At 58.4% G+C, this 26,181-nt stretch carries 24 protein-coding genes; 9 read left to right on the forward strand and 15 right to left on the reverse strand.

Annotated features, from left to right (window positions below; genetic code table 11):
• Position 1: 1 nt before the first annotated feature.
• From gspK to gspE, 7 genes are all read right to left on the reverse strand, one after another.
• Positions 2–1,000: a type II secretion system minor pseudopilin GspK gene (gene gspK, locus K325_RS0106925; RefSeq protein ID WP_029653542.1), complete on the reverse strand. Its 999-nt coding sequence runs from the start codon at positions 998–1,000 to the stop codon at positions 2–4.
• Entirely contained in the window at positions 997–1,755 is a 759-nt protein-coding gene (gene gspJ, locus K325_RS0106930) for a type II secretion system minor pseudopilin GspJ (protein ID WP_084694182.1), read from the reverse strand. The genes gspK and gspJ overlap by 4 nt, the downstream gene beginning before the upstream one ends.
• Entirely contained in the window at positions 1,755–2,132 is a 378-nt protein-coding gene (gene gspI, locus K325_RS0106935; RefSeq protein ID WP_029653544.1) for a type II secretion system minor pseudopilin GspI, read from the reverse strand. Before gspI ends, gspJ begins: the two co-directional genes overlap by 1 nt.
• Positions 2,129–2,656: a type II secretion system minor pseudopilin GspH gene (gene gspH / locus K325_RS0106940; RefSeq protein WP_036193264.1), complete on the reverse strand. Its 528-nt coding sequence runs from the start codon at positions 2,654–2,656 to the stop codon at positions 2,129–2,131. The genes gspI and gspH overlap by 4 nt, the downstream gene beginning before the upstream one ends.
• A 6-nt stretch (positions 2,657–2,662) precedes the next feature.
• Entirely contained in the window at positions 2,663–3,115 is a 453-nt protein-coding gene (gene gspG / locus K325_RS0106945; protein WP_029653546.1) for a type II secretion system major pseudopilin GspG, read from the reverse strand.
• A gap of 82 nt (positions 3,116–3,197) precedes the next feature.
• On the reverse strand, positions 3,198–4,409 hold the full coding sequence (gene gspF, locus K325_RS0106950) for a type II secretion system inner membrane protein GspF (RefSeq protein WP_029653547.1): 1,212 nt from the start codon (positions 4,407–4,409) through the stop codon (positions 3,198–3,200).
• A gap of 3 nt (positions 4,410–4,412) precedes the next feature.
• Complete coding sequence (gene gspE, locus K325_RS0106955) at positions 4,413–5,921, reverse strand: type II secretion system ATPase GspE (RefSeq protein WP_029653548.1); 1,509 nt, start codon at positions 5,919–5,921, stop codon at positions 4,413–4,415.
• Positions 5,922–6,129: 208 nt separating this feature from the next.
• On the opposite strand from gspE, the gene K325_RS0106960 reads away from it, so the two are divergent.
• The 7 genes from K325_RS0106960 (at position 6,130) to K325_RS0106990 (ending at position 13,575) form a co-directional block, all read left to right on the forward strand.
• Positions 6,130–6,786 carry a type II secretion system protein N gene (locus K325_RS0106960; RefSeq protein ID WP_029653549.1) on the forward strand — a complete coding sequence of 219 codons (657 nt, stop codon included), beginning with the start codon at positions 6,130–6,132 and terminating at the stop codon, positions 6,784–6,786.
• A gap of 8 nt (positions 6,787–6,794) precedes the next feature.
• Positions 6,795–7,454 (forward strand): transglutaminase-like cysteine peptidase, encoded by a 660-nt coding sequence (locus K325_RS0106965; protein ID WP_029653550.1) that lies wholly within the window; start codon positions 6,795–6,797, stop codon positions 7,452–7,454.
• Between the two features lie 138 nt (positions 7,455–7,592).
• A complete protein-coding gene (locus K325_RS0106970) occupies positions 7,593–9,197 on the forward strand; it encodes an FAD-binding oxidoreductase (RefSeq protein WP_029653551.1) in 1,605 nt (534 codons plus the stop codon).
• 7 nt (positions 9,198–9,204) lie between these two features.
• Positions 9,205–10,803: a glycerol-3-phosphate dehydrogenase/oxidase gene (locus K325_RS0106975; RefSeq protein WP_029653552.1), complete on the forward strand. Its 1,599-nt coding sequence runs from the start codon at positions 9,205–9,207 to the stop codon at positions 10,801–10,803.
• Positions 10,796–12,355 (forward strand): FGGY-family carbohydrate kinase, encoded by a 1,560-nt coding sequence (locus tag K325_RS0106980; protein ID WP_029653553.1) that lies wholly within the window; start codon positions 10,796–10,798, stop codon positions 12,353–12,355. The genes K325_RS0106975 and K325_RS0106980 overlap by 8 nt, the downstream gene beginning before the upstream one ends.
• 63 nt (positions 12,356–12,418) lie before the next feature.
• Positions 12,419–12,784: an MbcA/ParS/Xre antitoxin family protein gene (locus K325_RS0106985; protein WP_029653554.1), complete on the forward strand. Its 366-nt coding sequence runs from the start codon at positions 12,419–12,421 to the stop codon at positions 12,782–12,784.
• Positions 12,781–13,575 carry an RES family NAD+ phosphorylase gene (locus K325_RS0106990; RefSeq protein WP_029653555.1) on the forward strand — a complete coding sequence of 265 codons (795 nt, stop codon included), beginning with the start codon at positions 12,781–12,783 and terminating at the stop codon, positions 13,573–13,575. The genes K325_RS0106985 and K325_RS0106990 overlap by 4 nt, the downstream gene beginning before the upstream one ends.
• Here the strand turns inward: K325_RS0106990 and K325_RS0106995 are convergent.
• The 4 genes from K325_RS0106995 to K325_RS0107010 all read right to left on the reverse strand — a co-directional run bounded on the left by K325_RS0106995 (position 13,523) and on the right by K325_RS0107010 (position 18,778).
• Entirely contained in the window at positions 13,523–14,959 is a 1,437-nt protein-coding gene (locus tag K325_RS0106995; protein WP_029653556.1) for an efflux transporter outer membrane subunit, read from the reverse strand. The genes K325_RS0106990 and K325_RS0106995 overlap by 53 nt on opposite strands.
• 4 nt (positions 14,960–14,963) lie before the next feature.
• The gene (locus tag K325_RS0107000) at positions 14,964–16,895 is read right to left on the reverse strand and encodes a MacB family efflux pump subunit (protein ID WP_029653557.1); all 1,932 of its coding nucleotides are present in this window, start codon (positions 16,893–16,895) and stop codon (positions 14,964–14,966) included.
• Positions 16,892–18,052, reverse strand: a complete 1,161-nt coding sequence (locus K325_RS0107005) for an efflux RND transporter periplasmic adaptor subunit (protein WP_029653558.1) — start codon at positions 18,050–18,052, stop codon at positions 16,892–16,894. Before K325_RS0107005 ends, K325_RS0107000 begins: the two co-directional genes overlap by 4 nt.
• Before the next feature lie 120 nt (positions 18,053–18,172).
• A complete protein-coding gene (locus K325_RS0107010) occupies positions 18,173–18,778 on the reverse strand; it encodes a LysE/ArgO family amino acid transporter (protein ID WP_029653559.1) in 606 nt (201 codons plus the stop codon).
• Between the two features lie 89 nt (positions 18,779–18,867).
• Between K325_RS0107010 and K325_RS0107015 the strand changes: the two genes are divergently transcribed.
• Complete coding sequence (locus tag K325_RS0107015; RefSeq protein ID WP_029653560.1) at positions 18,868–19,728, forward strand: LysR family transcriptional regulator ArgP; 861 nt, start codon at positions 18,868–18,870, stop codon at positions 19,726–19,728.
• A 16-nt stretch (positions 19,729–19,744) separates the two neighbouring features.
• On the opposite strand, the gene K325_RS0107020 is transcribed toward K325_RS0107015, so the two are convergent.
• The 3 genes from K325_RS0107020 to K325_RS0107030 form a co-directional block, all read right to left on the reverse strand.
• Positions 19,745–20,428, reverse strand: coding sequence for an START domain-containing protein (locus K325_RS0107020; protein ID WP_051146587.1), 684 nt, complete (start codon positions 20,426–20,428; stop codon positions 19,745–19,747).
• Between the two features lie 124 nt (positions 20,429–20,552).
• Positions 20,553–23,198, reverse strand: a complete 2,646-nt coding sequence (locus tag K325_RS0107025) for an AAA family ATPase (protein ID WP_029653562.1) — start codon at positions 23,196–23,198, stop codon at positions 20,553–20,555.
• Positions 23,195–24,316 carry a metallophosphoesterase family protein gene (locus tag K325_RS0107030; protein ID WP_029653563.1) on the reverse strand — a complete coding sequence of 374 codons (1,122 nt, stop codon included), beginning with the start codon at positions 24,314–24,316 and terminating at the stop codon, positions 23,195–23,197. The genes K325_RS0107025 and K325_RS0107030 overlap by 4 nt, the downstream gene beginning before the upstream one ends.
• A gap of 207 nt (positions 24,317–24,523) precedes the next feature.
• Here K325_RS0107030 and K325_RS0107035 point away from each other — a divergent pair, with 207 nt between their 5' ends.
• Positions 24,524–25,270 carry a DUF3581 family protein gene (locus K325_RS0107035; RefSeq protein ID WP_029653564.1) on the forward strand — a complete coding sequence of 249 codons (747 nt, stop codon included), beginning with the start codon at positions 24,524–24,526 and terminating at the stop codon, positions 25,268–25,270.
• Here the strand turns inward: K325_RS0107035 and K325_RS0107040 are convergent.
• The gene (locus K325_RS0107040) at positions 25,252–26,154 is read right to left on the reverse strand and encodes a putative RNA methyltransferase (protein ID WP_338047445.1); all 903 of its coding nucleotides are present in this window, start codon (positions 26,152–26,154) and stop codon (positions 25,252–25,254) included. The two genes, K325_RS0107035 and K325_RS0107040, sit on opposite strands and share 19 nt — an antisense overlap.
• Positions 26,155–26,181: the final 27 nt, after the last annotated feature.

Consider the following 26,181-nt stretch of genomic DNA (forward strand, 5'->3'; position numbering starts at 1 on the left):
GTTATCCTTCTGAGAAAGTGTAGGGTTCCTTGGTGATGCGATTTTTCTGTCCGGTATCCCTGTGAACCGTCCGGACCTCGCCTTCCGGGTTTCTATACACGGTGCTAACCATATTGACGACACGATTATCGTAGGTAATCCGTGAAACAACTTCAAAAAAACGGGTCTGCAGCGTTAATCCCTTGGTCTTCATGCCCGATGCAGCAAACTCCGGCATGGCCAGAAAGTCCTGAAGGTTCTCAAACCGCTCTTCTTCCCTCTTGGCAATCAAAGACTCGGCCTGGGCTTCGTTCAGCTCATCGTGAAGGCTCATCAGTACCGGTACGGAGGCGGTGTTTACATTGATGCCTACGCCAGAAACCGGCAAAGCAACCAGATGTGGCCTCAAGGCTACATAAATTTCTTCCGTCATGCCCTCAATCAGGCGCAGTTCCGTGATCGAGACAAAGGGTTGATTGCCGGTACGGTAAGGAGGGTCCGCCATAAGGTACTGTCCATCCTCTGCGCCATAGGCACTGATGGTCTGGTCATCTGCGTCCATCCAGTCAATCAACGGATCCACGGTCAACCCGGTGATACCCAGAGCTCGGAACAGACGAGTGAGGCGGTCTTTCGTCAGCGGGTCAACTTCTCCGGAGGTGGTTACCAGATCATTGAGATTGATCCTCCCTCCCAGGTCATCAATCTGGACTTCCGCTACACCGTTGTCATCAAGGGGCAGAATGGCAGCATGCATGGCCCAGAACTCGTCCGGGCTATCAACCATGAGGCTGTTTTCCTTATCCTCCTCATAGTCACGGACCAGAATCCGCTTCGCGAATTCCTCAGCACCCAGTGCGATACTCTGCCCCTGTTGCTGGGCCAGATAATGCCCTGCCTTGAAGACCCTGAGGCTTTGCTGTCGGGTCATACCCGTGGCCATTAACACCACCAGCGCCATGGCCAGCAACACCATGATCAGGGCCACTCCCCGTTGTCTTTCAGCGGCCAGGGACATCATTCCCGGGCACTCCCTGCACCGGACCGATCACCAGATTCATCAGGCTCTTCGTCTGATTCATCCCCGGATTCCTGTTGCCGATTGATGATGGCCTGGGCCTGTGAGGTTTCGAAATCCGGCAGACTGAAGGTTCGAGTCATCTCCCCGAAGCGTTCATGTTCAAGCGTAACTTCAATCCCCCTGGGCAATGCAATGTCAGGCCGGGCACCCGGCATTAGCTGCGCCATAACGTTTTCGCCGGGCCACTCTTCCTGCCACTTGCCTTCCCGATCCAGAAACCGGACTTCAAATTCCAGCACGCTGTCCAGTAACAGGATGTCAATGCTCTCATCCTCCTGACCCTGATCAACCACGGGCCAGTACCGGCGACGCAACTCGGTGCCGGTAAACTCCCAGCCCACACGTTGTAAGCCACTGCGCCTCAGTCCGAGTGGGTTGCGCCACCCCTGCCGAGTGAGCATCAAAACAAAGGCGTCATCCCGGGTTGTCAGCGAAGGAGAGAAATCGCCATACACGTCGCGGGCTGGCCGGTTAACCAATTGTGTGATGTCACGCTCCAGCAGCAGCATGGTTTTCTGCAAGCCATCGAAGTCCTCTGCCACCTGATCAACCCGGTCCCGGGAATTCATGACACTGCTTATAACCTGCCATACGCCAAGCCCGATCACCGAGGTGATGGTCACGGCGATCAACACCTCCATCAACGTAAAGCCCCGCTCTTCCGGAAAAGCCCCCCCGAATCTGGCAGCGCTCATCAGGTTTCTCCCAGAAATGCGGAGAGGGTGTGAACCGTGTAGGGCTCGGAATGTGTTTCGGTGTGCTTTGCGACGGACACTTCCACCCGGCGCATCGTGGGTTCAGCCGTAGCTTTTACCGCCGTGGTTACTCGCCAGCGAAAGTTGCCGAAGTCGACATCCTCTGAGTTCTCCGAAACCCCGGGAAGCCCATCCTGAAGGCGAAGTTCGTTGATCCGGTTATCCGCCACCCAGCCCGCCAGGGATTTGTCCCGTGTCCGCTCGAAGCTGGTGATGTAGTTGCCTCCGACCTCTGCCGCGGCCGTTGCAATCAGCCCGAACACCAGCAGCGCGACCAGCACTTCAATCAGCGTAAATCCCCGTGCACGAGTGATCATGCATCGTCTCCGGAACCGGGACGTCGCCATTCCATCGGTGAGATACCGTCCGAGGCAATAACGTGCATAAGATCAGTGTCTTTGCCCAGGGTAAATTCAATTTCAAAGGGGGTCGTTTCGCCACTGGAGAAAAAGACAACGTCCGGCCTGAGCCGATCCTCTGCAGAAGCCAGCCTGGGCGCATCACTTTCAACGTATGGCGTCACCGTCAGCCATTCCGGGAGCGTATGCTTTCGGAACATGCGTTCGCCCGACGCTTTCCACTCACCGTCGATATCCTGAAACGCGACAAAACGGTACCCGTCTTCCTCCAGCAGCAGCCCCATTTCCAGGTTGTTCAGCACCGCCTGTTCCTGCACGGTCTGCATCAACAGGTAAAGCTCCCGAACCTGGCTCTCAAGTTCACGCTGTTGCGAACTGCCGCCCATATTGAACACGGCCAGGGCAGCCAGCAGTCCGACAATAATCAGAACCACAAGGATCTCGATCAGCGTAAAACCGCGTTGGCGGCTGCTCTGGAGCACCTGCAATCAGTTCCCGGACTTCCAGACACTGATGTCGGCCGCATCGCCATCACCGCCTTCCTGGCCATCAGATCCGTAGGAATAGAGGTCGTAGGGACCTTCTACACCGGGGCTGACGTACTGATATTCATTCCCCCAGGGGTCTTCCGGGACGTTCTTAAGGTATCCGTCCGGGTTCCAGTTTTTCGGCTCCGGGCTGCCGCTGGGCCTATTCACCAGTGCCTCCAGCCCTTGCTGGGTAGAGGGGTAATGACTGTTATCCAGGCGATACAGATCCAGTGAGTTGGCAATGTTACTGATCTGGGTTTCGGCCACGGTCACTTTCGCCTGATCACTACGGCCCATGATATTGGGGGCAACAATGGCCACCAACAGCCCCAGGATAACCATGACCACCATGATTTCGATCAGGGTGAAGCCCCGGTTCCGTGACAGTTTTTTCGGTTGTTGGATGTTCATAGTTTCACTCATCGTCGATCCGTTTTCGTCGTTTCAAGAGGTTAACGTGGGTAATGACGCTCTCCGGTTCAGAACCAGAACGCTAACCCACCAGATTACTCATATTCAGTATCGGCAACATAATGGCCAATACAATGATCAGTACAACAGCCCCCATGACCAGAAGCATCAGCGGCTCAAACAGGCCAACAATGGCGGCAATTTTGGATTGCAGCGTGTTTTCCTGCATTCGGGCCGTCCGCTCCAGCATGCTGTCAAGCTCTCCACTGGCCTCCCCGCTGGCAATCATGTGAAGCATCATCGGCGGAAAGTATCCCGTCTGATCCAGCGACCTGTGCAAAGAGCCGCCTTCACTGACCTTGCGCGCGGCCTCTCTGAGTTCCTGCCTAAGGTAGTCATTGGACAGGACTTCACCGGCAATTTTCATCGCCTCAACCAATGGCACGCCACTGGTTGTGAGAATACTCAGGGTGCTGGCATACCGGGCTGTATTCACCCCCCGGACCATGCCGGCAAACAGAGGCAGATGAAGCAAACGCTTGTGAAACCGGAGCCTGAGGGCGGGCTTGGTAAGCGCAAACCGGAACCCGATGACCGCAGTCACCAGCAACACCAGCAGATAGATACCAAAACTGCCAAGAAACTCTGAGATTGACAGCATTGCCACTGTCAGGCCCGGGAGTTCCTGCCCCTGTTTCACGAAAACTTCAATAATATCAGGAACGACATAGGTCAAGAGGAAGACCACAATCGCGATGGCAACCACGCTCAGAATGATCGGGTAGATAGCGGCCAGCTGGATTTTCTGGCGGGCTTCCTGCCGACTCTCGGTATAGTCGGCCAGCCGGTTCAAGACCAGGTCCAGATGCCCGGCGTGCTCTCCGGCAGCCACGGTGGAGCGGTAGAGCCGGGGGAACGCTTTGGGGAACTCACCAAAGCTGTCCGCCAGGGTATAACCTTCCATCACCTTGGCCCGAATCGCGATCAGCATGCTGCGAATACGGGGTTTGGCGGATTGCTGGGCGGCGGCGCTTAACGCCTGCTCCACCGGTATGCCAGACTGAATCAGTGTGGCCATTTGGCGGGTAACAAGCGCGAGGTCTGCCGCACTGAGAGACCCCCGGTTGCTCAATGGATTGCTGCGAGCCTGCTTTTCGGCAGCGGCTTCAACCGCCAGAGGGGTCAGGCCTTTCTCGCGAAGTTGCTGTCGAACGGCCCTGGGGGCATCCGCCTCAAGCACGCCGTGCTTTTGTTTGCCCCGGGCATCCAGGGCTTTATATTCGTAGGCCGGCATCGATTACTGGCTCCGGTGGGTAACGCGCAGAACTTCTTCCACCGTGGTCACACCATCCAGAATTTTCTGAACGCCATCGGCATGAATGCTCGGGCTGTGCCGGCGGGCTTCCCGTTCAAGATCCAGCTCCCCTGCCCGTTTATGGATCAGGCTGCTGATCTGTTCGGTAATCTCAACGGTCTCATAAATACCAATACGGCCACGGTAGCCAAGCTGGTTACAGTGCTCACAGCCTTTGGCCCGGAAAATAGTCGGCGGATTTGCCGGGTCCTGCTGCAGAAACTCGCAATGCTCTTTCGTGGGGATGTAAGGCTCGCGGCATTGAGTGCAAAGCACCCGAACCAGTCTCTGCGCAACAATTCCCACCAGACTGGATGAAATCAGGAAGGGTTCAATGCCCATGTCCATCAGCCGGGTGATCGCTCCGACGGCGGTATTGGTATGCAATGTGGAGAGCACAAGGTGCCCGGTCAAACTCGCCTGAACGGCAATTTCTGCGGTTTCAAGATCCCGGATCTCACCAATCATGACCACATCCGGGTCTTGCCGGAGAATTGCCCGCAGCCCTCGGGCAAAGGTCATGTCCACTTTCGTGTTGACCTGAGTCTGACCAATGCCTGCCAGGTTGTACTCAATAGGGTCTTCTACCGTCAGAATGTTGCGGCTACGATCATTGATCTCCTGCAACGCTGCGTACAGCGTGGTGGACTTACCCGAGCCGGTTGGCCCGGTCACCAGCAAAATGCCATAAGGGCGGTAAATCAGCTTTCTCAGGCTTTTCAGATCCTGACCTGCCATGCCCAGGGATTCCAGGCGAATGGCGCCGGCGTGTTTGTCCAGAAGACGCAGAACCACACGCTCACCGCTGGATGACGGCATGGTCGAAACCCGGATGTCGACCTCCCGCCCCGCAACCCGCAAGGCAATCCGGCCATCCTGAGGAACCCGCTTTTCCGCAATATCCAGCTTGGCCATAACCTTGATTCTGGAGACCAGCAAAGGTGCCAGAGCCCTTTTGGGCTGAACCACCTCCCGCAATACACCATCAATCCGGAAGCGAACAATCAGTTGCTTCTCATAAGTTTCGATGTGTACATCCGAGGCATTGGTTTTTACGGCTTCAGTCAGGATGGCGTTAATCAGACGGATAATGGGGGCGTCGTCTTCCTGCTCAAGCAGGTCTTCCGTTTCCGGCACGGAATCGGCCAGTGATGCCAGATCCATGTCATCCCCGATCCCTTCGACCATCTGCATGGCTTCAGCTGAATCGTTCTGATAAGCCGCATTGAGCGCCTGATCAAAGCGTTCCGGTTCGATGGGTGTGAAGCGCGCCCGGCCCCCGCTCACGCGGTTTGCCTCGGCCAGTGCGGTGTGGGACGCTCCCGGGCGAACGAGGATGACCGCCTCACCCTCATCATTACGGGTCAGTATGACCCCGTTGCGCTTGGCGAAGGTAAAGGGAAGTCGGCCCAGCGGCGCGTCCTGCGGCTGAATGTCGGTGTCGGTGGTCAAGCTCGTCCTCGTTAAATCCGTCTGTTCACTGATTTTTCTTGTGAAGCCTGGCGTTACGTCAGGCCCCTGCGTCGTCAGCGTATGCAAAAAGGCTACCACAGGAATGGGAACCACTGAACAACTCTATACACTATACTGCCACTAAATCATTGCAGTCTGATAACCTGTGAGCTTTTTACGATTTCCTACACCGCATTCAGGACGACCAATGCTTGCCATCGATCAAAGGACTCCGTTGTTTCTCGCTGTAGTCGCAGCCGTCGCCATGCTGGGCTTCACAGGCTGGCAAGGTTACCAGTTCTGGCAGACTGAATCCCATCGCCCCCTGTCCCAGACGCCCCCCTCAGACACAATCATGGCCAGCCAGGAGCGGCCGGTTCCCGATGTCCGATTGTCAGATCTTGAGGTGTTTGGCGCGCCTGGCGCCCTGGAGCAGGCCGCTGACACCAATACCGAAAACCTGCCTGAAACCAACCTGCGACTGTCACTCCGGGGCGTCCTGGCTGCCGACGGCGACTTCCCCGGCAGTGCATTGATTGAAGACGAAAAAGGAAAAACCGAAGCCTTTCTTGTGGGAAATGAACTCCCCGGAAACGCCAGACTGAGAACCGTGTTCGCCAACCGGGTCATTATTGAACGGGCCGGAAAGCTCGAAAACCTATACTTCCCGGAAACCGATGACCGGTCCGGCGTGGATTTCGCCAGCAATAGCGAACCCTCCCGGGAACCACCGGCAACCGAACCCTCCCGAGCTCAGCAATCCGGCTCGCAGACCAGCGCCCCCCCTGCCGAGCAGCAACAGCGGCGCGAGGAAATCCGAAAAAGGCTGGAACAATTGCGCCAGCGGCTTCAGAACAATAGCTGAGGCCTGCCATGGAAGCGGCAAGTCGACTCAGACAACCCAAGTCACTGCTGCTCCCACTCCTCCTTGCTGTCTCAATGGTCAGCGCGCTGGAGCTGAGCGACCGGCTCATGACCTATGTTCGGGGTGAGTTTGGCGAGGCCGCACACCAACGCCTTGAAAACTGGCAGCGCCTGCATATTCTGGCAGCCAACGCACCGGTAGACCGCCAGCTTCGGCTGGTCAATTCCTTCTTTAATCGCGTCGAGTTTGTCAGCGACATTCAGCATTGGGGCGAAGAAGACTACTGGGCCACACCAGTGGAACTACTCACCACAAACGGCGGTGACTGCGAGGATTTTTCCATCGCCAAGTACCTGACCCTCAGAGCCATGGGGGTTCCGGATGAGCAGCTCCGAATCATCTATGTTAAGGCGCTTGAGCTGAATCAGGCCCACATGGTCCTCGCCTGGTATGAAACACCTGGCGCCGACCCGCTGATCCTGGACAACCTGATCAATGACATCAAACCCGCCTCCCAAAGACCAGACCTGGAGCCGGTCTACAGCTTCAACGGCCAGGGTCTCTGGCTTAACAGGTCGTCTGGCGACAACCCCAGAATCGGCGATGCTGGCCGGCTGGATCACTGGCGCAGCCTGAATGAACGCATGACCGAAGCGCTGCGTCCCTAGCGGCGGCTCCAGTGCAAAACGCCGCAAAGGGTATTTCCGGGTGGCGGTAAATGACAGTCCCCTTGTCGCTCTCTGACATCCGACCTGCCCCCCGTGCGGTTAGAATGCCCGCAATTCAATTAATTGAGGGAGCAGTACATGCGACGCTGGAATGGATGGGGTGACGATCAGTTTTCACTGGAACTGCCGGAACAGGGGCAGAGCTTTCTGTCGGAGCGTATCGGGGCTGCCACTCCGCTTCAGGACACAACCCTGGCGTCGGTTTGCGCCAGCGTTCCGGAATCCCGTCTTCCCGCCGACGCCAGCGTCGACGATCTGATAGACCGGACTCCAGAGACCCGGGTCAGGCACGCCCGGGGCCAAAGCCTCGCAGACTGGCTGGCCATGCGCAGCGGTGAAATCGGAGAGTTCCCGGACGGCGTCGCCTTCCCCAAAACCAACACCGATGTGCGCACACTGCTGCACTTCGCCCAAGAGCAGGATGTTCACCTGATCCCCTACGGCGGCGGAACCAGCGTTGCCGGCCATATTAACCCGGTGGATCAGGGCAAACCGGTACTGACCGTCAGCCTTGCCAGGCTCAACCGAATGATTGATCTTGACCGCGAAAGCCAGGTCGCAACCTTCGGCGCGGGTACACCCGGCCCGTTGGTTGAGTCCCAGCTGCGTGCCCAGGGTTACACTCTCGGCCATTTCCCCCAGTCTTTTGAACTGTCCACGATAGGTGGCTGGGTTGCATCGCGCTCCAGCGGTCAGCAGTCGCTGCGTTACGGTCGTATTGAACAACTGTTTGCCGGTGGTCGTATCGAAACCCTGCAAGGCACCCTGAACCTTCCCACCATCCCTGCGTCCAGCGCCGGCCCCGATATCCGGGAAATGATTCTCGGCTCCGAAGGCCGGCTGGGGATGATTACCGAGGTCAAGGCCCGCGTCAGCCAGCTACCGGAACAGGAAAGCTTCCACGTGGTCTTCTTTCCAAACTGGAACGATGCCAGGACTGCGGCCCGCCGGCTGGTGCAGAACCGTGTTCAGCTTTCCATGTTGCGTCTGAGCAACGCCATTGAAACTGAAACTCAACTGGCACTGGCCGGACATCCCCGCCTTATCGGCCTTCTGGAGCGTTTTCTGGCTTTCCGGGGAGCCGACGAAGGCAAATGCATGATGACCTTTGGTGTGACCGGCACCAAATCCCAGTGTCGAGCCGCCCTGGCGGAAGCCCGGAAGATCTGCGCCAGCCAGCAGGGCGTCTACACCGGCACCAAACTGGGCGCCAAGTGGGCCGAAAAGCGGTTCACTATGCCCTACCTCCGCGAAGCGCTCTGGCACATGGGCTATGCCGTGGACACCCTGGAAACGGCCACCGACTGGGATAACGTCGACAACCTGCTGAACAGCATGGAAACCAACCTTCGTGAAGGGCTCGCAGACCGGAACGAACGCACCCACGTGTTCACCCATTTGTCCCATTTCTACGGTCAGGGCTGCTCCATCTACACCACCTATGTCTTCCGGGTTGCCGACACCTATGAGGAAACGCTAAGCCGCTGGCAGCACCTCAAGAACACCACCTCCGAGCTGATCGTCCAGAACCGTGGCACCATCAGCCACCAACACGGCGTTGGCAAGGATCATGCTCCGTTCTTGCCCGTCGAAAAAGGTGAGTTGGGGATGAGGGCCATCAGGTCGCTCACAGACAGCTTTGACCCGGACCAGCGACTGAATCCGAAAACTCTGCTCGATTGAGGTGAATATGGACCGACATCTCCTGCTTGAGAGTCTGCGTGCAGGCCGCCTTGGTTTCGATCTGGTCGTCATCGGAGGGGGCATCACCGGAGCTGGCGTGGCCAGGGAGGCCGCCGGAAGCGGTCTTCGCACATTGCTGGTTGAACAAAAAGATTTTGCCTGGGGCACCTCCAGCCGGTCTTCCAAAATGGTCCATGGCGGGCTTCGCTATCTGGCCAGCGGGCACCTTGGCCTGACCAGGAATGCTGCCCGCGAACGGGAACGGCTGATGAAAGAAGCCCCGGGCCTGGTCGAACCCCTGCCCTTTCTGATGCCCCATTTCAAAGGGCACTTTCCAGGCCCTCGCCTGTTTCAGGCTTTACTGACCCTTTACGACCGCCTGGCTGGCACCAACACACATCGGAAATACTCGCCGGCAGACACCCAGCAGTGGGTGCCCGGCCTGACTGACGAGGGATTGCAGGCCACCAGCCGATTTACAGACGCAGTAACCGATGACGCCCGACTGGTCCAAAGACTGATCACTGAAGCCCGGCGTGACGGTGCCATTTGCCTCAACTATGTCACCGCAACATCGGTTGAGAGGGATGGGCAGGGCTCGGTATGTGGGCTGAAACTGGCTCCCGAAGGCCCGCCTGGCACTGAAGAAATTCTCGTAAACACACGGCAGGTCATCAACGCCACCGGCGCATGGGCCGATCGGTTACAAAAACAATCGGGAACGGACAATCCACTGTCCATCCGGCCACTGCGAGGCAGTCACCTGGTGATTCCGTGGCAGAGCCTGCCGGTAACCTGCGCCGTGTCGTTACTGCACCCGGAAGACAAGCGCCCGGTGTTCGCCTTCCCCTGGGCGGGAACCACGGTGCTTGGCACAACAGACCTGGAGCACCGGGGAGACCTCAATCGGGAACCAGCCATCACCACGGCCGAGGTTGACTACCTCCTGCAAATCGCCCGCCGCCTGTTCCCCGGCTCTCCCCTGACGGCCCGGGATGTGCTCTCCACCTGGGCCGGTGTACGCCCGGTGGTGACTGCCGGCGAGGGCAAGGCCCCCTCCAAAGAGAATCGAGAACATGTCATCCGGCAGGACCGGGGATTCATCAGTATTGCCGGAGGCAAGCTGACGACGTTCCGCCAAATGGCCCGGCAGGCACTGGCGATGGCACTCCCGGAGTCCCGCGCAGCTACGCTCCGCCCCGATGAGCACCCGGTTTTCAGGCCAACGCCCCCGGCCCCTAAGCCCGAAAACATTACGGCTATCACCTGGCGTCGGCTAGGCGGCTACTACGGGCCAGACCGCCAGAATCTGCTTCAGGAAGGAAGGCTTGAGGAGATCGCCGGTACCGGGACACTCTGGGCCGAACTTGAGTGGGCATGCCGACATGAGCAGGTTCTGCACCTCGACGACCTGATGCTCCGCCGAAGCAGGCTTGGACTGGTGCTGCCCAACGGCGGCGCTGGTGTGCTATCTGCGCTGCGTACCCGGTGTCAGGCGCTGCTGGGATGGGATGATGAACGCTGGCTGAAGGAGCAGGACCGATACCTCACCCTGTATCAGGAAGCCTATCAATTGCCCCACCAGAAGGAGGAGCAAGGTGCCTGACACCCCGCTGATTCTGGCTATTGATAACGGAACCCAAAGTGTCCGGGCACTGCTCTTTGATACCCGGGGCAATCTGGTTGGTAAAGGAAAACAGGAAATTGAACCTTATTTTTCCGACCAGCCAGGCTGGGCCGAACAGCACCCCGATTATTTCTGGGATAATCTCGGGCTGGCTTGCCAACAACTCTGGCAAAGCACCGACGCACGTCCTGAGCAAGTAGTTGGCGTCACCGCCACGACCCAACGTGGTACCGTCATCAATCTCGACCGCCAGGGGACCCCCCTCCGGCCAGCGATCATCTGGCTGGACCAGCGCCATGCCCGGGTTGAAGGACCGGTTAAAGGCCCTTGGGGCTGGATTTTCAAAATCATGGGGCTGGAAGACACAATCAGTCGATTCCGGGAGAAAACCCAGGCTAACTGGATTGCGCAGAACCAACCGGACATCTGGGCAAGGACCTACAAATATCTTCTGCTGTCGGGCTACCTCAATTTCCGGCTGACCGGCCAGTATCGAGATTCCACAGGCAGCCAGGTCGGCTACCTGCCGTTCGACTACAAGCGTCAGCAATGGGCCCCTCCTCGGGATTTCAAGTGGCAGGTCATGCCCATCAAGCGCCAGATGTTGCCGGAACTGGTGCCTCCGGGGCAGCCGATCGGATCGCTTTTACCCGAGGCAGCCACCCACCTTGGCTTACCGGCGGGATTGCCGGTGATTGCGGCTGCGTCGGACAAAGCCTGCGAAATTCTGGGGTCTGGCGGGCTCAGCCCCGACATCGGATGCATGAGCTATGGCACCACAGCAACCATCAACACCACCAATGCACGGTTCGTAGAGCCAACACGCTTCATGCCCCCCTACCCGTCTGCACTGCCCGGGCATTATTCAACCGAAGTCATGATCTATCGCGGTTTCTGGATGGTCAGCTGGTTCAAGCGCGAATTCGGGCTACGGGAGCAAAGGCTCGCCGAGCAGAACGGCATCGAGCCCGAAGCACTCTTCGATGAACTGGTCAATGCCGTGCCGCCGGGCTCAATGGGGCTCATGCTGCAGCCTTACTGGAGCCCGGGCGTCCGCCAGCCCGGCCCTGAAGCCAAAGGGTCAATCATCGGTTTTGGAGACGTCCACACCCGGGCCCACGTTTACCGAGCCATCCTTGAAGGCCTCGCCTATGCCTTGAGGGAAGGCAAAGAGCGCATCGAAAAACGTAGTGGCCATGCGATCAAACGGTTGAGGGTGGCTGGTGGAGGTTCTCAAAGCGACGCCGCCATGCAATTGACCGCAGATATCTTCGGACTTCCGGCCGAGCGCCCCCATACCTATGAAACCTCAGGACTTGGTGCCGCCATTGACGCTGCCGTCGGGCTGGGGCTGCATCCGGATTTCGAAACCGCGGTGCGCGCCATGACGCGCACCGGCAGGGTTTTCGAACCCAACCCTGCAGACTCCGCACTCTACCAGAGGCTGTATTCGGAGGTGTATCGGGACATGTACCCCAGGCTTCAGCCGCTGTACCGGAAAATCCGGGATATTACGGGTTACCCGAGATAGCCCGTGGTGAAATATCATCATTTATGTCTATAATGATGAGAAATCACCAAGGGAGGCTGAGCCATGTCTGAAGCGATTGATATGATGCAGGGGACCAGCGACCGGGCACTGCTGTCCAAGGCGCTGCTGAATGCCGCAAAAGCATTCGGCTTGCCTCAGACGGAGATTGCGGCAGTGATTGGCCGTAACCGCAGCGGGCTCACCCGAGACGGAATCGATCCCGCCAGCAAATCCGGCGAGCTTGCCCTGCTGTTCATACGACTCTACCGAAGTGTCTATGCCCTGACGGGCGGCGAGCAGGAAGCCATGATTCACTGGCTGAACACCCCAAACCACTACTTTGCCGCAACGCCAAGAAACATGATCCAGACAACGGAAGGGTTGGTGCGAGTGGTGCATTATCTTGATGCCATGCGGGGGCGCATTTGAATTATCAGGAAAGAATTATCCAAGCCGTTGCCCCCCTGCAGGGAACCCTGTTCCGTGTGGTAGAGAGTCAGGAAGACATAGCCACGGCGCGTATCGTCGACAATATGCAGGAACAAAACCGCCTGGAAGAGCTTCTGGAAGGCAGTAAGCCAGCCATGCCAGCCTCTTCCCGCAAGCGTCACTACCTGCTCACCACCCCTTTCCGGTATCCGCCTCTGAAGTATGGTTCCCGCTACGGACGGAGTTTTGAGCCGAGCCTGTTCTATGGGGCCATGAGCATCCCCACCGCTCTGGCCGAGACGGCATTCTACCGTTTTGTGTTCATCAGCCACCTGGAAAAGCCGTTCTCTCGCCCCCTGACCACCTTGCACACGGTATTCAGCGCCCGGTTTTGCACTGAGCGGGGTCTTCGTTTGCATTCGGAAACCTGGCAGGACCTGCACCAAACCCTTTCTGACCCGTTCAGTTATCGGGAAAGCCAGGCCATGGGCACCGACATGAGAACTCAGGGCGTTGGCGCCTTTCAGTTTCTTTCTGCCAGGGCCCGGCAGGCAGGCTTTTATACCTTGCCACTGGCTTCAGATAACGGCGTAGAAGGGGTGAATGTTGCTCTGTTCAACCCGGAAGCATTCCGGGATGCGGCCCCACGCACCTATCAGAAACTGATTGCCGTCACCTCATCCAGCCAGGTCTCCATGAGCCTTTCCGAGGCAGATGGGAGCCATCGGGTTTTCGAGTTTAGCCTGGACGACTACCTTGTGGATGGACAACTTCCTCAGCCGGCGCCTTAGCCGTTTCGGGGAGGCCAGCCTGCCATCCCCCTCCAAGCGCTTTGTACAGGTCTACAGCGGCAATCAGCCGATTCAGGCGAACCTGACTGAGCTGTTGACGCGCATCGAACACGGCTCGCTGACTCGCCAGCAAAGCCAGGAGGTCATCAGCACCTTCGCGATACCGGATCTCGGTTAACTGCAGCGTTTCTTTGGCCTGCACCAGAATGGCTTGCAGGCGCTGCTCCTCGGCAAGGTACAAGGAGCCCCTGTCGAGGGCGTCGCCCACTTCCTGGAAGGCCACCAGCAGGGCTGCCCGATACTCCTCCAGCAAGGCAATACGCCGGGACTCACTCAGCGCCACCGAGTGACGCCGCTGCCCCCCATCGAACAGGGTCTGACTTAAACCCAGCAAGCCACTGGCGGTCCCGAGCGGATCAGAGAGGCTGAGAAACGCGTCTGTAGACAGGCGAACCGCACCGGTGAGTGAAACCGCTGGCAACAAGGCCGCTCTGGCTTGCGCAATATCCGCACTGGCTGCCGCCAGCCGGTGCTCTTTGGCTGCCAGATCCGGGCGGCGCGACACAAGGCTGGCTGGCGTGCCCGGATCAATCAGCGGTACCTGAACTTGCCCAAACCGGGATTCCGGCAGGTCATCCGTAAAGGGATAGTCCCCTGTCAGAATACGCAGCGCGGCCAGCCTTTGACGTGCCTGATATTCCAGTGGCGGAAGGGCGTTGCGCAGGCTCAGTACCGAAGTTTTTTGCCGGGACAGCTCGGAACGGTCCGCCACCCCGTTTCGATACCTGGCATCAACAAGCGTAAGCGTTCTTTCCCCCAGCGCCAGATTTTTCCGGGCGATATCGGCGCGCTGCCGTAATTCCTGCCACTCAAGCCAGGTGCTGGCGACCGAGGCCGCCAAGGTCATTCTGGCCACATCATAATCCCGCTCGGTCGCCTTGAACGTTGCCAGCGCACTGGCCTCCGCTGCCGTCAAGCGCCCCCAGAAATCCAGCTCGTAACTGACAGACAGCCCGAGACTGGACGACCCACCGCTCTGTCGCTCCATCCCGGGGGCCTTGCTCGTCTGCTTCCCGGTATTACCCGAGGCCTCTATCGACGGCAAAAGTGCTGCGCCGGCGTTTTTTAACTGCAAATCCGCCTGCCGGATGGACTGTGCCGTCACCGCGAGGGTCGGATTATTGGCCAACGCACGGTCAACCAACTGGTTCAGTCTCGGATCGTGAAACCCTTCCCACCAGCGCGTGCCCACTGATTGAGCCGCCCCGCTTTCAATCGCCCAGCTACCCGGCATTTCCATTTCATATTCAATAGGTTGTGGCTCAAAGCTCGCGCACCCTGATAACAACAGAATGGACAACAATGTAAGAGAGCGAAGATGCATGCTGTTACTCCGATGCCAGGGCATGAACAGGGTCCAGGTGCGCAGCCTTGCGGGCCGGCAGGAATCCGAATAGCAGGCCTGTGGCAAAGGCGCAACCGAACGCTAGAACCACCGGCATAGCCGTTACATGAATGGGTGTTCCAATCACACCGATCACCTGAGTCGCCGCCACCCCGATGACGACACCAATCACACCCCCAAGCGCAGAGACAAGCCAGGCTTCCGTCAGAAACTGTTGCAGAATATTCCAGGCCCGCGCGCCGGTGGCCATGCGGATACCGATTTCGCGGGTGCGCTCTGTAACGCTGACCAGCATAATATTCATGACCCCGATGCCTCCAACCAGCAACGAAATGGCGGCGATGGACCCCAGTAACCAGGTCAGTGTGTTCTGGGTCTCCGAAATGGTATCGATCAGCGAGGCCATGTTTCGTATGGTGAAGTCTTCAAGCCCGTGGCGGGCCATCAGGGTATCGTGGATGATCGCCTCTATCTCTGTCATTCGATCGACATCCGCCACCGCCACCGTGATATTTCGAAGGTGGGTTTGCCCGAATATTCTGAGACTGCCGGTGGTATAGGGCACAAAAACGACGTCATCCTGATCCTGCCCCATGGGCGAAGCGCCCTTTTCGTCCATCACGCCGACCACCTGAAGCAACACATTGTTAACCATCAGGTGTTTCCCTAGCGGGCTGTCATCGGGAAAAAGAGTCTCAGCTGTGGTCTTCCCCAGCACAGCAACGGCAGCATACCCATCCTCATCGGCAGCGCTGAAAAACGTGCCTTCGGCCACTGGCCATTGCCGGGCAACCGGAAACTGGTACGACGTGGCATTGATCTCCGCGGCGTGATCGCGGTTAAAATAACGCAGCGTCTGGCCACCGGTGAGTTCAGGTATTGCCGCAAGAACCCCCGGTATCTCATTGATTGACTTAAAATCCCCGGGCACCAACGTCGTCACACTCCAGCGCCCGCCCCGCTGATCCGGCCCTCCCGGGCGCACCAACAGAAGATCGCTGCCCATGGTGCTGATCCGGTCCACTACGTCCTTCCGCGCCCCCTCCCCGATGGCCAGCATGGTGATCACCGACGCCACACCAATGACGATCCCCAAAAGGGTCAGAGCGGTTCGGAACACGTTACTTTTCAATGCCCGCAACGCACTTTTCAGGCCTTCGTGCCAGTCACTCAGGCGAGCGCTCTTCCGGTCACGCTGGTGGAATGCCGGTTGTTCAGGATGCTGGCTTTCGCCACTGTCGGCGACAATTTCACCATCGGCTATCCGGATCTGGCGGCGGGCCACCTTCGCCACATCGGCGTCGTGAGTAATAAGGACCACGGTATGGCCATTCTCTGAAAGCTCCGTCAACAGACGAATGACTTCCTGACTGCTTTTGCTGTCCAGCGCACCGGTCGGTTCATCCGCAAAGATCAGTTGGCCGCCATTCATCAGGGCCCGGGCGATGGAAACTCGTTGCTGCTGCCCTCCGGAGAGCTCCGAAGGTTTATGATTAAAACGTTCTTCCAGGCCGAGATCTTGCAGAAGGCGTTTGCCCTTTTCGCGGCGTTTTTCCGGCGGCATCCCTGCATAGACGGCTGGAATCTCAACGTTCTCCCGGGCCGTCAATCCTGGTAACAGGTGGTAGCTCTGAAAGACGAAACCAAAAGCTTCCCGACGCATCAGCGCAAGCTGATCCCTGTCGAGGCCCGACACTTCTGCCCCATCAAACCAGTACTGGCCTGAACTGGCCATATCCAGACAGCCGAGAATGTTCATCAGGGTCGATTTTCCAGAGCCGGACGGCCCCATAATGGCGACGAATTCTCCCGGCCAGATCCTCAGGTCTATGCCCTTCAGAACAGGTACCGTCAGCTCGCCTTCACCGAAAGACCGGGTAATGCCCTTCAGTTCAATCAGCGGGCGCGACGTCATCGCAACATGCCCCGAAACGAAGAGCGCCCCTGTCCTTGTCCGGCACGCGGATCCCGGCTGCCCGACACCACTCGCTCCCCTTCACTCAGCCCGGCTCGTACTTCCACATGAACACGGTTGGTAACACCAGTTTCAATGATGCGGGGCTCAGGCTGCCCCCCATCACCGAGCACCTGAACCTGAACCTGCTCGCCCGTCACCGCACTGGCCGGCAATCGCAAGACTCCCCGGGCTTCCTCCTGTACGAAGAACACCTGCGCTGTCATTTGTGGCAAAAGCCGGCGTTCGGTGTTTTCAACAGTAAACAACGCGTTATAGAGCACGACATTGTTCGTTACTTCCGGTGTGGGCTCAATGTATTGTAGCTCGCCAAAGAGCTTGTGGTCCGAATCGCCCAGCGTCGTGAAATAGACAGGCATTCCAGGCAAGAGGTTGGTGACATCGGCTTCCGACACCTGAGCCCGAACCCGCATGGTGTTCAGGTTGGCAATGCGCATCAACAAAGGCGCGGTCTGGGTGGCGTTAAGGGTTTGCCCCTGGCGGGCTTCGATGGAAACCACGGTGCCATCCATCGGAGCATGGATGCGGGCGTATCCAAGGTTGGCTTCTTCCGCACGTAAGGTGGACGACGTCTGTTCAATCTGGGCTTCCAGCATGGCCAGCTGAGCCCTGGCGGACGCCCGGGTGGCCTCGGCCACCTGCAGAGCCTCACGGGTAGTGGCATCCTCTTGCCACAGGTTTTGCTGGCGCCGGAACTGAATATCTGCCAGCTTCAGCTGGGCCTTCCGGTCCTCCAGTTGGGCCTGTTGGTTCTTCAGTTGGGCGCGGGTCGCATCCACTTTCGCCATATAAACCGTTGGGTCGATTTCCGCCAGCAGCTCCCCTTCAGCCACAGACTGCCCCACCCGAACGTGAATCCGCTCCAACTGCCCGGAGACCTGAGCCCCCACATCAACATAGTTGCTTGGCTCCAGCACGCCAGTCGCGGTCACCAGTTTCAGGATATCGCCCCGGCTGACCGTGAAGGTCTCCAGCGATAAGGTCTCGGCATGGCCATCGCGCACAAACCACCAGCCGGTTGCCCCCACCACACAGAAAACAAACAGAACCAACAGTGGTTTCAGCCATTCACGGCGTTTTGAGGCAACAGGGGCCATGGTGCAGGTCTCCAGGAATCCAGATCAGCCGGCACCATAGATAAGCGGTAGCCAAATAAAAAGCCACCGGTCATTCTTTTGCGCAACCTTTACATTCAAAACCTCAGGCATCGCCCGAACTCAAAGCCCCCCGATCGCCAGTTGCAGGGCAATCGCAGACATCATCAAGCCAATCACACCATCAATCACCCTCCAGGCCGTGGGTGTTGCCAACCAGGGCGCTAACCGGGACCCCGCCCAGGCCAGGCCCCCAAACCACAGAATCGAAGCACTGCTTGCACCAGCCAGGAACGTTGCGCTGTCGGCTTGTTGTGCGCCAACGGCGGGAATCAGCAACAGAGTGTCCAGGTACACCTGGGGGTTAAGAAGAGTGACGGCGAGCGTGGTCAGCACGACCCCTTTTAAAGTGGCCGAACGCCCTTCCCCCGCTTTGAGAGCAGCGCGCCCGATGATGACGCGATAGAACGCCTGAATGGCCAGCCAACCCAGAAAAAGCACCCCCAGCCAACGCAACGCGTTCAGGGCCTCAGGCATCGCCATCAAGGCAGCACTCACGCCAAACATACCCAGTGAAAACAGCAGCACATCCGAGGTCATACACAACCCCGCAGACCACCAATGGTGTTCCTGCCGAATCGCCTGGCTCAATACATAGGCATTCTGGGCGCCAATGGCCACAATGATGCCACCACAGACAATCAATCCGGTGAGATAACTTTCAAGCACAAGCGGGCTCCCTGTTTCACATGGCGCAAGAGTAATGCTTTAGCGTTATACTTAAAATTCATTCTGTTAATGCCTGATAAGTTTTGCTTATGCTGGACTACAAACTTCTTGAGGCTCTTGCTGCGGTGGTTGATTGCGGCGGATTTGAAAAAGCAGGCGAAGTGCTTGATATCAGCCAGTCGGCGGTCTCTCAACGCATCAGGACTCTGGAGATCCGCCTGGGCCAGCCGGTGCTGGTGCGCAGCCCAATGCCCAGAGCCACGCCCGCAGGCCAGCGTTTGCTGAACCACGTCCAGCAGGTCCGTCTGCTTGAACGGGATCTGGGCAGCGCCATCCCCTCGCTATCGGAGCCTGCGGCGCGTCTTAGGATCGCCGTCAACGCCGATAGCCTCGCAACCTGGTGGGCAGGCAGGGTCGGTCGCTTTTGCGCCAGGGAAAATCTGTTGCTGGACCTCGTTATCGAGGATCAGGATATCGGCCTTCGCCGGATGCGGGAGGGCGATGTCGCGGCCTGCCTATGCAGCTCCCCTCAGCCCGTTTCTGGTGGGCGCTGTGTACCTCTGGGTGTCATGACGTACCTTCCGTTGGCAACGCCGGATTACATTCACCACCATTTCCCAGGTGGCCTGACAGATACCCGGCTTGAGAGAGCCCCAGCGATCATTTTTGGCCCAAACGACCAGCTCCAGCATCGGTTTCTGGCACAGGTCGGCTACCATGGTAAATTCCCCCACCATCTTTGCCCGTCATCCGAAGGTTTTGTCAAACTTGCTTTGGCGGGAATGGGGTATGGCATGATCCCGGAAATTCAGGCCCGACCAGATATAACGGCCGGGCGCCTTGCCAGCATCGCGCCGGGCCACCAACTGGATGTCCCGCTTTACTGGCATTTCTGGCGGCACGGAGGCGAGATGATGGAACGACTGACGGCTGAGCTCAGGCAACCCTGACTGCCCGGCACTCTCCTCAGAAACTGAGAGCGTGCTTTCCGAGCAGTTCCGGCGGCGGGGTCTGGGCCGAGTAATCACGATACGGCGACAGCTCCATCATTTTTTTGAGCCCCTCCAGGGTGCGCATGGGCGCGTCGGTCGCTACCATATTGGCGATCCAGGCCGGCACCAGCCCACCAGGATTCATATGAGTGGTAAACGTCACCCGTGTCCATCCGTCTTCCAGGGGCTCCACATAAAAGCTATTGTTCAGCATGGGGATGCGCACATAACCACCCTGCTCTGGCGCCGCAGATGGCTCCCCAATCGAAACCACTCTGACCGGGCCGCCGGGTTCCTGCTGAACAAACTCCGATTGCATCACAACGTCCCGGTCTGCCGCCGGCCAGACGCCATCGAACATCATCCACAACCGGCGTTCGCCATCCTCGGTATAGTGGTATTTGGCCTGCTGACAGTTATAGATCCAGCGGGAACACAGAGAAATGTCGTCAATAACCGCCAACGCGGTAAGCGCGGAATGCGGGGTTTCCACCACGCCCCGAAACTGTTTGATGGGGGAATCCTCAACGGACCGAACGTAGGTCGTCACTTCCGTTCGCAGTTCACCCTGCTCGTTCATTTCCCAGGCGTCAGCCTTAACCGGTAACGCAACGGCCAGGAAAACAGCAGTCAAAAGAGAGGGCAGTCTTTTCTTCACGCAACGGGCTCCCGATAGTCCACTTGATAAGGGGGGCTATTATCACGACCCGGCGGGCTGGAATCTTCCCGGAAACGTGAATTTCCGGGTTTTGGCCCAAAATGCAAGCCGACACTGGCACACGTCAGGCCGGTGTCGGTGGGCTTTTCTTGAGATGTTCAAGATCGACCGGCGCCACACCAAGGTCCTGCCATTTTTCGGGATGACAGGTGAAAAGAAGGATCTGGTGTCGGCGGGCGGCGTCGAACAGAATACGTTTCATGGCGTCCAGACGAGACTGATCGCTGTGCACCAGGGTGTCATCCAGCATGATCAGCGTCGGTCGATCAGCTTCCAGCAGCAGGTCTGCGTATGCCAGACGACTGATTAATCCCATCTGCTCCCTGGCTCCGAAACTCAGTTCGCCCACGTGGCCAAGTTCGCGGCCACGGCTGAACCGGCCTGGCTGGAGTTGTTCGTCAACCTCAAGCCTTGCTTCGGGAAACAACAAAGACACGTAGTGGTCCAGATGCTTCTGAAGCGGCGCCTGCAAGCGGCGGGTCAGCGCCTGACGCTGGTCGACCAACAGGCTCAGAAGGAGATCCAAGGCCCGCGCACGACGGGAAAGTTCCTGATAACGCCGGTTGCATTGCTCTAACCCCACCCGGGCCTCACTTAGCTGCTCTTCCAACCCTTCGGCCCCCCAGGCTTCGAGGCGCACCTTGATTTCCCGCATTTCACGTTCGCGGGCCACCTGGGTATCGTGGAGGTGCTGAATGGTTTTCTCGAATCGCTCAATATCCTGGCGAAGAATGTCCGGGCGCGCCTGCTGGATCTGCTCTTTCCGGCGCTCAACACGGCCGGCTTTCTCCCGTTTCTCAGCCGAAAGCGCGCCAAAACGCTCTTCCAGCCCGGCCAGCTTTTTCTGGTGTTCATTGCTCTGGAATTCCCGATCCAGCCGATGCCATTCGCTGTGGGCATTGTCACGGGCCTGCCGCCGGGTCAGGAGCAGCGTTTGGTACTCTCGCTCCGCACGCTCGGCCGCCTTCAATCGGCTTTCTGCACGGGAAAACTCAACCTCCGCCTCAGCCAGTGCTGGAACGTTGGCTTTCACAACCTCCGGCGCGGTACCTAATCGCTTTTCCAGTGCTTCAAGTTCGGAGGCGGCTTCCGCCTGCGCGACACCCAGAACCTCAATGCCGGACGGCGCTACAGATCGGAGCAGATCCTCCGCGTGCATTCGCCGTTGTTCAGCAGCCTCGAAACGGGCCTTGCGTTCCTCCGCGTCCTCCGGGGAAGGAACGCTCAGCTTGTCCAGCTGAGCCTGAACGCTCTGCTCCCGTTCCGCCAGGGTCCGACGGGTATCTGCCAACTGGTCGCCGCCTGGCGTGATGTCGAACGTACCGACGCCGGCAATGCGGAGCCGGGCGCGGTCCAGCAACTGCTCCGCTCCGTCTCCAGTGATGGGATGGTCGTCGAGACTGGCCAGAACTCCCGGTTCTAATGCCCAGGATAAGCGGCTGGCAATTGCTTCTGAACGAATCCGGGCTTCACGCAGCGCCCGGTCACTGCGTTTAAGCTCTGCAACCGCCTCAACGTCAATTCGGTTCTCCTGCGACTGTTTCAGCGCCTCATTGAGCTGCACCTGATAGGTCCGTGCTTTTTCAAGCTGCTCTGAGAGGGTCTGTTTTCGCTGCGCAGCCTGCTCTTTCTCACGCACCAGTCGGGCTCGCTGATCCTGGGCCCGGGCAGCCGTTAGCTGTCGCGCTGCAGCGTTATAGGCTTCTGTGGCCGCCGCCAGCTCCCCGGTCACGGCGTTGCTTTGACTCTCCGTGACCCGCAGCCGCTGTTCGGCCATTTCGAGCGCTTCCCGGCGTTCAGTCAGTTGCTCACCGGCTCGTTTCATCTGCGCCAGATTCTGGCCGGTCAGTTCATGCTGCTGCTCAAGATGCCCCAGTGTTTCCAGTTCCCTCTGTTGCTGCTGCTCCAGCTGCTGAATGCCGGCCAGGCGCGCCTGCGCCTCTTCAAGCGACGTCTGCGCTTTGTCCCAGGGCCGTTCCTGCTGGTGTTTCTGAAATTCCTGCGTGACGGCCTGCAGCCGGTCAACCTGCTGCTGATATTGAGCAACACGGGACTCCAAATCGTTTACCGCTTCCTGATAGCCCTCCCGCGCTTCACCCAGTTGTCGGTATTCCCCCGTCGGCTGACCGGTTCTGGTCAGCAGCGCCCCGCGCTCTGCCGTCACCTTGTCGATGACGGCATCGCCACCACTGCTCGCCACTTCACCCACCAGGGTATTCAGCGCAGACTGAAGGTGATCGCCCGCGTGCTCTACCGCTTGTTCTATGTCTTGCCCGGTGCCTTGTTCAACCCAGAGCAAACCGGGAATACCCCAGTGAGCCGCCTTGCTGCCCCCTTTTTTTGAGTACTCATACCCGAGCAGTTCTGCCACCCGCTCTTCTGCCTCATCTTCACTGAAGCTGTCGCCGCCGATGGTCAGATCACAACGGGTGCGTTTGAGGAAGCTCTTGATCAAGCGCCACTGAGTGCCCTGGTGCTCAAACTCCAGCTCAACCGTCGGTGCTGCACTGGAATCTCCCCAAGGGCAGAGATCCTGAACAGATTTTGACCGGTATCGCTCAAAAAATGCCGCCCGGATAGCCCGCACCAGTGTGCTCTTCCCCGACTCGTTAGGGCCGTGAATCAGGTTAAGTCCGGGATTCAGGTCATTTAGAACAAAGGGCGCCCGGAATTGCCGAACCTGTTCCACGCGAAGACGCTGAAGCTTCATGACGCTGACTCCCCACGCGGGTCTTTCAGCACGGTTGCCAGAATGGCCAAGGCATCCCGGGCAGCTTCCCCCTGCTCCCCTTCCTGAAGGTCTCGCAACCGGGTAATTACGTTGCCCAGATAGCCGTCTGCCTGCAGGGTTGCGATGTCTTCCTGTGTGGGAGAAAGCTGCAGGCTACTGCGCTCACACTGAATGCTGCGAATCCGGGCTTCGGCCACCGACAACGCGTGGTTCAGCCGCTCATCCCCGTCGAGGGTAATCTCACCTGAGAGGCGAAGATCCAGTACCGAAGTCGCTGGCAGCGCCTGCAAACGCTCAATCAGGCGCTCCAGATCGGAGTTTACTGAAAGCGCTTCCCGCCATTGGTGCCACTGAAATTGTGACGTCGCAACGGCTTCCACGTGCGGCTGGCTGCCTGGGTGATCAATCTCAACCACCAGTGCATTACCCGCGTCGTTGTTCCTGAACCGTTCCGGTTCTGGTGTGCCGCTATACCAGGTGCGCTCATCAATCTGACGCGTGCCGTGCCAATCCCCAAGGGCCAGGTAATCCAGACGGCTGGCTTTTGCCCGGTCTGCCGCAATCGGATTGGTTGCATCTATGTCTTCGGAAAGCAGGCCTTCTACACCCCCGTGGGCCAATCCTACCCGGACCAGATGGCCCGGCGTTTCATAGCGATCAAAAGCTGCCGTTAGGTCGCTATAGGTGTGTCTCTGGGTCAGTGGCGCGCACAATACGGCCAATCCCTGTTCGTCCAGAGTGATCACCCCGGGCGTCAGGGCAAGAAGCACATTATCGGGGACCGACTTCAGCCTTTGGGCGCGGGTCCAGACGCTTTCGACCAAGGCCGCGTCGTGGTTACCCGGAAGCAGCACCCAGGGGCCGTCAAAACCCTGAGTTGCGTTGAAAACTCTGCGTATGGTCCGGTCTGATACCCCTTGAGCATCAAATACATCACCCGCCACCAGAACCGCATCACACTGGCGCTCACGGGCCAGCCCAGCCAGTGTTTCAATGGCCTTGAAGCGCGCCTCTACCAACGCGGCGCCGTCTTCAGCCTCGAAGCGGCTAAAGGTTCTTCCCATTTGCCAGTCCGCTGTATGCAGGAACCGTGGCATAATGTCTCCTCTCAGGTTTGGCGATGCAGACAGAAACCATCTACCCTACCAGAAACAACCATAGGCAGGGCAGCAGCGGTTATGCTGCCGCATTGCCGGTGTTAGTACCATAGTCGGGCTCCCACTAATGCCGCTGAACCCTTAAAATCGTGATTGCCGTGTCTGCCCTGGTCAGATGCTGTCGTCTTCTTTTCGAAAAGGCCTGTCATGTTTTCTGAACAATTCTTTTCCGTCCAGAACGGTCGGATTCATATCACAGCGCCACAGGCCAGTTACTTCGCCAAAGAAGTGGCCGGGGACTTCAACCCGATCCACGATCCGGATGCACGACGTTTTTGTGTACCCGGTGACCTGCTGTTCACGGTCGTGCTGATCCGCTTCGGACTGTCGGAAACAATGACGTTCCGGTTCCGCAACCTGCTTGGAGCCGGTATTCCTCTGATATTCAGGGAAAGTGATGATGGCGAAACCATCGAAGTTATGGACGATGCAGGCAAAATTTACCTGGACGTCACCCGGCGTGGTGATGTCACCCGGGATGCCAAAGTCATTGAAGAATTTGCCCGCTGCTACGTGGCGGCATCCGGGAAAAATTTCCCGCACACGCTCAAACCATTGATGGAATCCAAAGGGGTGATGTTTAACCCGGCTCGTCCCATGGTTATGTATGAGAGCATGAGTCTCGCCCTGTCGCGGCTGGAAAACCCGGAGCCCGAACTGGTGCTTGACCGGGCCGACCTGGAAGTGGCGGGCAAACGCGGCAACGTGACCCTGGATTACCAGTTGCGGTCATCAGGGGAGCTTGTCGGCGACGTGTCCAAGCGCCTGGTCCTTGGCGGGCTGAGAGAATACTGCCCAGACGCCATGGCCGGCATTGTTGAAGAGTTTTACAGACTCAAGGCCCGGGGCACACGCCTGGGCATGGACAGCAACGATCAGCTGGCCGGGCCGTAACGCTCAAACACCTGCAGACAGACGTCAACGGTAACCGAAAGAGTGTCCAGCGCCGCCGCCTTCTCCCTGCCCTCAGCACTGGCGCGATAGAGATGCGGGGTCATTGCCAGTAAATCAGCAATGGCCTCGGCGCCCTCCAGATGCACAGTGAAGTGAAGATCCTGTGTGGCGACTCTCCGGAATCCGTCAGGAACAGGGTTGACTGATCTGGGCTCTGAGCGGACTTCCGGATAGACCACTTCACGCAGTTCTTTCAGATGACCCTGGCCGGCGTCGACCTGAATCAATCGGCCTCCCGGGCGAAGTACACGGGCAAACTCCGCGTAGACGGGAAAGCCAAAAAGGCACAGGATGCGATCCACCGATCCGGGCAAAACCGGAAGGTTGGCATTGCTACCCACCACCCAGTCTGCACGCCGATCTTTACGCGCTGCGGCCAGCACCGCCCATTTCGAGATATCCAACCCCAGCAGCGACAGACACCGACCTTCTTCGGCCTCAGACATCAGGTGCCGAAGGTAGTAACCCTCACCGCAACCCGCATCCAGACACGCCAGTGGCTTTTCTTCAGGGGCATGCTTCAAAACCTCCCGGGCAACCGCATCAGCAATGGGCCGGTAGTACGCGGCTTCCAGGAACCTCTGGCGGGCTGCCACCATCGCTTTGCTGTCGCCGGGATCTTTAGACCGCTTTTTCTGCACCGGCAGCAAGTGCACGTAGCCCTGACGCGCCCGGTCAAAACTGTGCCCCCTGGGACAACGGCAGGTTTTTTCATCACACTGCAATGCCTCACCATCCAAAGGGCAGGCCAGAGATTCAAAAGGGACGATGTTTGCATGGTTTCCGGGCATCAGGCTCGCCAGTCGTTCAGTTTCCCGCTGCAATATACCTTCATTTCACAACGATACAAC

The organism is Marinobacter daepoensis DSM 16072, assembly GCF_000421165.1.
Classification (GTDB): Bacteria; Pseudomonadota; Gammaproteobacteria; order Pseudomonadales; family Oleiphilaceae; genus Marinobacter; species Marinobacter daepoensis.